Source organism: Aeromonas sp. HMWF014 (assembly GCF_963878295.1).
Classification (GTDB): Bacteria; Pseudomonadota; Gammaproteobacteria; order Enterobacterales; family Aeromonadaceae; genus Aeromonas; species Aeromonas popoffii.
Genome location: NZ_CAWNYS010000276.1, coordinates 1 through 6,526 on the forward strand (window position 1 = coordinate 1; position 6,526 = coordinate 6,526).

The following is a 6,526-nucleotide window of genomic DNA, read 5'->3' on the forward strand; positions in this document are numbered from 1 at the left end:
TTCATGCCCCGCTCACCCTGTTTGGCAGGCTGGAGCGGGCGCCGGATGGGCTGGATCTCAAGCGGGGTGGCCTCTTCCCTCTGGTGCACGGCATCCGCATGCTGGCGCTGGAAGCGGCCATTCTGGAGACCTCCACCCTGGGGCGCATCGAGGCGCTGGTGGCGTGCGATCGGCTCAGTGCCAGCTATGGCAGCAATCTGGCGGAGGCGTTCCGGCTCTTTATCCGCTTGAGGCTGCGCAGCCAGCTCAAGGGGGGGGACAGCCGGGTGCAGATAGGTGAGCTCAGTCACGGCGAGCGGGATCTGCTGCGCCAGGCGCTGCATCAGGTGAAGAAGTTCCAGCAGTGGCTCACCTTGCACTTTCGTCTGAGACAATAGGCATGTGGAACCACTGGCGACGCCGTTGGCTTGGTCGCGCTTTCCGTGAGGGGGAGTTCGCTCCACTCTTCACCCTACCGCCGGGCGATGAGCGGATCGCCCTCGATTTCGAGACCACCAGCCTGGATCCCGAGCGGGCGGAGATAGTCTCCATCGGCGCAGTGCGCATCCAGGGCAACCGGCTGATCACCGGAGAGGCTCTCTCCTTGCGGGTGCAAACGCCCGCCAGTCTGAGCACGCAGTCTGTGGTGATCCACGGCCTGCGTCATCAGGATCTGCAACAGGGATTAACGTTGGAAGCCGCGCTGCGCCAGCTGCTCGACTTTATCGGCCCGCGCGAACTGGTGGGTTATCACATCGCCTACGACCTGCGCATTCTCAACCTGGCCTGCCAGAAACTGTGGGGGCTAACCCTGCCCCAGCAGGGCATAGAGGTGAGCCGCCTCTATCACGACAGCCTCTATCGGCGCTATCCCGACGCCGCCATAGACCTGCATCTGGCCGCCATCTGCCAGCATCTGGCATTGCCCCCCCTGCCCGTTCACGACGCCCTGAGTGACGCCATCACGGCCGGCCTCATCTACCTGCGTCTGGCTCAAGGCAGCCCATTGACTTATCCCAAAGTCTAATTGCCCACAAGCAACATTTAATTCACATTTCAGTTACGTGAGCAGGTCTGCTGCTCGGTAGGGACCTCCCTTCATCCACCGCTGACACTCAATGTCATGGAGCACTGCAATGGAACAGCAAACTTATCTCAGGATCCAGCAAGATCCCAACTTCCAGGAGCTGATCGCCAAGCGTCAGCGCTTCGCCTGGACCCTCTCCATCCTGATGCTGGGGCTCTACCTGGCCTTCATCCTGCTCATCGCCTTTGCCCCCGACTGGCTCGGTACCCCCTTGAGCGAAGGCTCCACCATCACCCGTGGCATCCCGGTCGGGGTGGGGCTGATCCTTGCCTCATTCGTGCTGACCGGCATCTATGTGTTCCGGGCCAACGGCGAGTTTGACGAGCTGAACCAGAAGATCCTCAAGGGAGTACAGTCATGAAAGGCAAGTCTCTGCTGTTGCTGGCCTCGCTGGCCTCTTTCCCCCTGCTGGCGGCCGACGCGCTGACCGGTGAAGTCCATCGCCAACCCCTCAACATCTCGGCCATCGTCATGTTCGTGATCTTCGTGGCGGGCACCCTGTTCATCACCTACTGGGCCTCCAAGCGCAACCGCTCGGCCTCCGACTACTATGCTGCCGGCGGCCGCATCACCGGCTTCCAGAACGGGCTGGCCATCGCCGGTGACTACATGTCCGCCGCCTCCTTCCTCGGCATCTCGGCCCTGGTCTACACCTCAGGCTACGATGGCCTCATCTACTCCATCGGCTTCCTGGTGGGCTGGCCCATCATACTGTTCCTGATCGCGGAGCGGCTGCGTAACCTCGGCAAATATACCTTTGCCGACGTGGCCTCCTACCGTCTCAAGCAGACCGAGGTTCGCACCCTCTCCGCCAGCGGCTCTCTGGTGGTGGTCGCGCTCTACCTGATCGCTCAGATGGTGGGAGCAGGCAAGCTCATCGAACTGCTGTTCGGCCTGCAATATCACGTCGCCGTGGTGCTGGTCGGCATACTCATGGTGCTCTACGTGCTGTTTGGCGGCATGCTGGCCACCACCTGGGTGCAGATCATCAAGGCGGTAATGCTGCTCTCCGGTGCCAGCTTCATGGCCATCATGGTGATGAAATCGGTCAACTTCGATATCGGCGCTCTGTTCAGCGAAGCGGTCAAGGTGCACGAGAAAGGGATCGCCATCATGAGCCCGGGCGGTCTGGTCGCTGACCCCATCTCCGCCATCTCGCTGGGCCTGGCCCTAATGTTCGGCACCGCCGGCCTGCCCCACATATTGATGCGTTTCTTCACCGTGAGCGATGCCAAGGAAGCGCGCAAAAGCGTGTTCTACGCCACCGGCTTCATCGGTTACTTCTACATACTGACCTTCATCATCGGCTTTGGCGCCATCCTGCTGGTCAGCACCAACCCGGCCTTCAAGGATGCCACCGGCGCCCTGCTGGGCGGCACCAACATGGCGGCCATTCACCTGGCCGATGCGGTCGGTGGCAGCCTGTTCCTCGGCTTCATTTCGGCCGTCGCGTTCGCCACCATACTGGCGGTGGTCTCTGGCCTGACCCTGGCGGGCGCCTCGGCTGTCTCCCACGATCTCTATGCCAGCGTCATCAAGAAGGGCAAGGCCAACGAAACCGACGAGCTGCGCGTCTCCAAGTACACCACTGTGGTGCTGGGGGTGGTCGCCATTGGTCTGGGGATCCTGTTCGAGAAGCAGAACATCGCCTTCATGGTGGGTTTGGCCTTTTCCATCGCGGCCAGCTGCAACTTCCCGGTGCTGTTCCTCTCCATGTTCTGGTCACGCCTGACCACCCGTGGCGCCGTCTACGGTGGCTGGCTCGGGCTGATCAGTGCGGTCAGCCTGATGATCCTGGGCCCGACCGTGTGGGTGAAGGTGCTGGGCCATGCCCAGGCCATCTTCCCCTACGAGTACCCTGCCCTCTTCTCCATGGCAGTGGCTTTCATCGGGATTTGGCTGTTTTCGGTCACCGACAAGTCGCAGAATGCAGCCGAGGAACACGCCAAGTTCCTGCCCCAGTTCGTCCGCTCACAAACCGGGTTCGGCGCCTCCAGCGCCACCGCTCACTAAGCGCAATTCCCCTTTGCAAGCCGGCCCCGTGCCGGCTTTTTTCATGGTCGCCCATCATGAGCGGCAACCCGATTGCAATGGGGACGGCTCACTGTTCTTGCTAACATTTTCGGGGATGGATGACTCCCTGATAGCTTCCTCAAGGAGTTGGAAGAGGCATGGTTGCCCAAATAGACGCGGTTTGAACAGAACCTACTGGGGAGGCAGGGCCGCAGTCAGGTCTATACCGGCCAAGCCATCTCATCTTCCTGATGATCAAGGGTATTTTCAACCTGACTTTGCGAGCGACTCAGGGGTTGCTCGACTCCCTGTTCGAGTTGATGAATATGCCGCTCTGCGCCCTGGTCAATGGCTGTGTCAGCAATACCACCCGCACCCGTCAGAAAGCACGGTGAAGTCAGACTCATCTGACTGATTCTCTTAAAGTGACACTATATGTATTGTAAAAAGTCTGCGTGGTGTGGGGGCGTTCAACCCCTATTGAAAACGCCAGCATTGCAGCTGGCGTTGTGGGGTCCCATTTCATCAAAAATGATAAACAAGACCAGTATTGATACTTCTGATACTGGCATCATAAAAGTTGATGTCAGAATCACTTTTTCTATAAGAGGCGCTGATTAATCCGTTGAGTCCCTTCACGTCAAACAAGCGGTGCCAAAAGAAGCTTGCGCTGATACCAAACTCGTCAGAATCAGCCTTGTCACCGAAGATGGGATTGACTTCATCGTAGCTCATTTGGCCGAGATAGATGTTGCTGACCAATGACCACTGACTGTTGTTGTAGCCGTGAGACAGCAGGATTTGGGTCTTATCATAGCTCATGGCACTGCCATCGAAACTACCCTTGCTGTATACCAGCTCCGGGCGCAGTACGTGGCCGGGAGTAAAGATCCAGTCATAGGACAGAGCAACATCACTGGTGGTGCCGTTGCGATCTAGCATGTCGCGTTGTGCGCTGCTGAGGCCCAGGCTCTGACCGCTCCGCTCCTCAGAAATATCGAACTTGCGCATGGTGAAGGAAGTGTTGAAATGGGTTCCCCAAATCTGATCCCACGCTAAACGGCCCCCCCCGGACTTCATGTCTGTCTCATGGCGATTGCCTTCTGCATAGGGGTCAGACCAAGTATCTGCCGGCAGCAGTGGGAACACGTAAGCCAGAGCTACAATCCCTTTATCTCCCATCTGCTGACGCACACCTAATTGCTGGGTGAAGTCAAAACGCACCGCATCTTGGATAAGGTTACCAAGGAACAGCTGAGTACGCGTCTCTGCAAATGTATAACGGAGATCTGCACCAAAAATCGGCGTCACAGAAGAGTGGCTTTCTGGTGAGTTGAACAAGCCAGCATGGCGGTCATTGTCATCATTCGGGCCTTTGTACATATTCGATTTGTACTCAAGGGTGCCGACCCCCCCTATGACAAAACCTGAGAAACCAGATTGAGTTGGGATCTTGATGATCTCAGCATTGACAGAGGTTGTTGCAAGCAGTGCCACTGCAATAAATGATGGTTTTTTCATTGACTTAAACACCCCAAAAAATGTTTGAATTTTCCCGCTAGCTGCTTGAATAGGTGGCTGTTGATTCCCGGACACCACTGTCTATTCGGGAGGTATCTGATGAAGCTTACGCTTAGATTGCTGCGCCCTCATGGCAGGGCGGTGTCTTTATAGGCATGCGCTGAATTAGGTATGGCGCTCATGCCACTGATAATACCAAATGAGGTTAAAAAATGTGAGTGATTTATCATTTACTTGCTAAAAATCAGATGTTTTTGGGAGGTGGGTCAATTTTTTTAAAAATAGAGAGTCGTTGGCGTTATACGCGAAAAAAGTGACTGCAGAGATGACTGTAGTGTCCCGCCGTGACCAGCGAACCGCTGCTCAATGGGGGCTCATCGACTTTGACCTATGATGCCCTGACGGCCCCAATGTCAGGGCGTCCAAAGATGCTGCCGGAGCGCGTAAAAAATCCGGTGGTAATGCCCCAAATCAATCCTCCCCCCGCCCCTTCCTGGCCTTGTAACCTACACAGCCGACAAACATCGAGGCTCACCATACAAATACCACCTTTGCATGTTTGGAAAGGGAACTTAATGTCCGTGTTCATACGGCAAAATGAAGTGCAGGAAAGTATGCAGACCCTTTCGAGCACAGGCAGTGTCAAAACCTGCTGGAGGTGACCTCTAACAAGCCATTCAGGAACATGCTATTGGTGATGGCCTATACCGGCATCCGCCCTGTGGTGAGTTACGTGCTGTTAGCTGGGAGGATGCCGATGTTGCGCAGCGCGTGCTCCACCTCCGATGCACCATCACTCAACAGAAGATGCGATGCAAACTGCCGAAGGCAAATCACACACGAATAGTGCATCTGATGCCGCCGGCGCTGGCCGCATGACAGGAACAATTGAAGATAACTGGGGCTCTTTCGGACGCAAAGATTGACATGCACCTACTAGGTGGCATGATCGTGCGCCAAACATTGCGCCCAGTATTTCGTCCAACCAAGTTTGTACCAGGTAGACCACCGTTTTACTCCGCAGTTTTCCTGGTGGCGCCATGGCGGGCTGCAATCAAAAAGTCAGGGGTCGGTATCGTCGTGCCTATCAACTTCGGCATATTTTTGCCAGTTGGAATATCACTGCTCACGGAAATCTTGCGTTCATAGCTGAACAAATGGGCCCCAGCTCAGCAAGGATGTTGCAAGAGGTCTATGGAGAATGGATCGGATCCGCAGTGAGGCCGACCTGATTTCGAGTGCAATACAAAAAATGGGCATGTGCTCCAATAGCGCCCCAAAGTTTCTAACCAGTGCAATAATGCATTGATAATTAAGGATTTTATTTAAACCCTATGCTAAGCAGCAACAATATCACCATGCAATTCGGCGCCAAGCCGCTGTTCGAGAACATCAACGTCAAGTTTGGCGGCGGCAACCGCTATGGCCTGATTGGCGCCAACGGCTGTGGCAAGTCCACCTTTATGAAGATCCTCGGTGGCGACCTTGAGCCTACTGGCGGTAATGTGAGCCTGGACGTCAATGAGCGCATCGGTAAGCTGCGCCAGGATCAGTTCGCCTACGAAGAAATGCGCGTGCTGGACGTGGTCATGATGGGACATAACGAGCTGTGGGCCGCCATCGCCGAGCGTGATGCCATCTATGCCAACCTGGAAGCCACCGACGACGACTACATGAAGGCCGCCGAGCTGGAAGGTCTGGTCGCCGAGTATGACGGTTACACCGCCGAGGCCCGCGCAGGCGAGCTGCTGCTGGGTGCCGGTATTCCCATCGAGCTGCACAACGGCCCCATGAGCGAAGTGGCGCCGGGCTGGAAGCTGCGGGTGCTGCTGGCACAGGCGCTGTTCTCCAACCCAGACATCCTGCTGTTGGACGAACCGACCAACAACCTGGACATCAACACCATCCGCTGGCTGGAGCAGGTAC

At 56.5% G+C, this 6,526-nt stretch carries 5 protein-coding genes and 2 pseudogenes; 6 read left to right on the forward strand and 1 reads right to left on the reverse strand.

From position 1 onward, the window contains the following. The 5 genes and pseudogenes from AAC083_RS11235 to AAC083_RS11255 all read left to right on the forward strand — a co-directional run. On the forward strand, nt 1–377 hold a 377-nt coding region (locus AAC083_RS11235; protein WP_308811007.1), incomplete at its 5' end, for a putative nucleotidyltransferase substrate binding domain-containing protein. 2 nt (nt 378–379) lie between these two features. Next, nucleotides 380–1,006: a 3'-5' exonuclease gene (locus AAC083_RS11240; RefSeq protein ID WP_108536635.1), complete on the forward strand. Its 627-nt coding sequence runs from the start codon at nt 380–382 to the stop codon at nt 1,004–1,006. Nucleotides 1,007–1,115: 109 nt separating this feature from the next. Continuing rightward, nucleotides 1,116–1,427, forward strand: coding sequence for a DUF485 domain-containing protein (locus AAC083_RS11245; protein WP_108536636.1), 312 nt, complete (start codon nt 1,116–1,118; stop codon nt 1,425–1,427). Then, complete coding sequence (locus AAC083_RS11250; protein ID WP_108536637.1) at nt 1,424–3,079, forward strand: cation acetate symporter; 1,656 nt, start codon at nt 1,424–1,426, stop codon at nt 3,077–3,079. Before AAC083_RS11245 ends, AAC083_RS11250 begins: the two co-directional genes overlap by 4 nt. A gap of 198 nt (nt 3,080–3,277) precedes the next feature. Then, a pseudogene (locus AAC083_RS11255) lies at nt 3,278–3,456 on the forward strand (transposase); the annotation flags it as partial. 148 nt (nt 3,457–3,604) lie between these two features. Here AAC083_RS11255 and AAC083_RS11260 read toward each other — a convergent pair. Then, nucleotides 3,605–4,600, reverse strand: coding sequence for a DUF2860 family protein (locus AAC083_RS11260; RefSeq protein WP_108536638.1), 996 nt, complete (start codon nt 4,598–4,600; stop codon nt 3,605–3,607). Between the two features lie 1,391 nt (nt 4,601–5,991). Between AAC083_RS11260 and AAC083_RS23035 the strand changes: the two are divergent. Continuing rightward, nucleotides 5,992–6,526: pseudogene (locus AAC083_RS23035) on the forward strand (ATP-binding cassette domain-containing protein); the annotation flags it as partial.

Coding starts and splice junctions, on each gene's coding strand:
- AAC083_RS11240 (WP_108536635.1), top strand. CDS start 380: ATGTGGAACCACTGGCGACGCCGTTGGCTTGGTCGCGCTTTCCGTGAG.
- AAC083_RS11245 (WP_108536636.1), top strand. CDS start 1,116: ATGGAACAGCAAACTTATCTCAGGATCCAGCAAGATCCCAACTTCCAG.
- AAC083_RS11250 (WP_108536637.1), top strand. CDS start 1,424: ATGAAAGGCAAGTCTCTGCTGTTGCTGGCCTCGCTGGCCTCTTTCCCC.
- AAC083_RS11260 (WP_108536638.1), bottom strand. CDS start 4,600: ATGAAAAAACCATCATTTATTGCAGTGGCACTGCTTGCAACAACCTCT.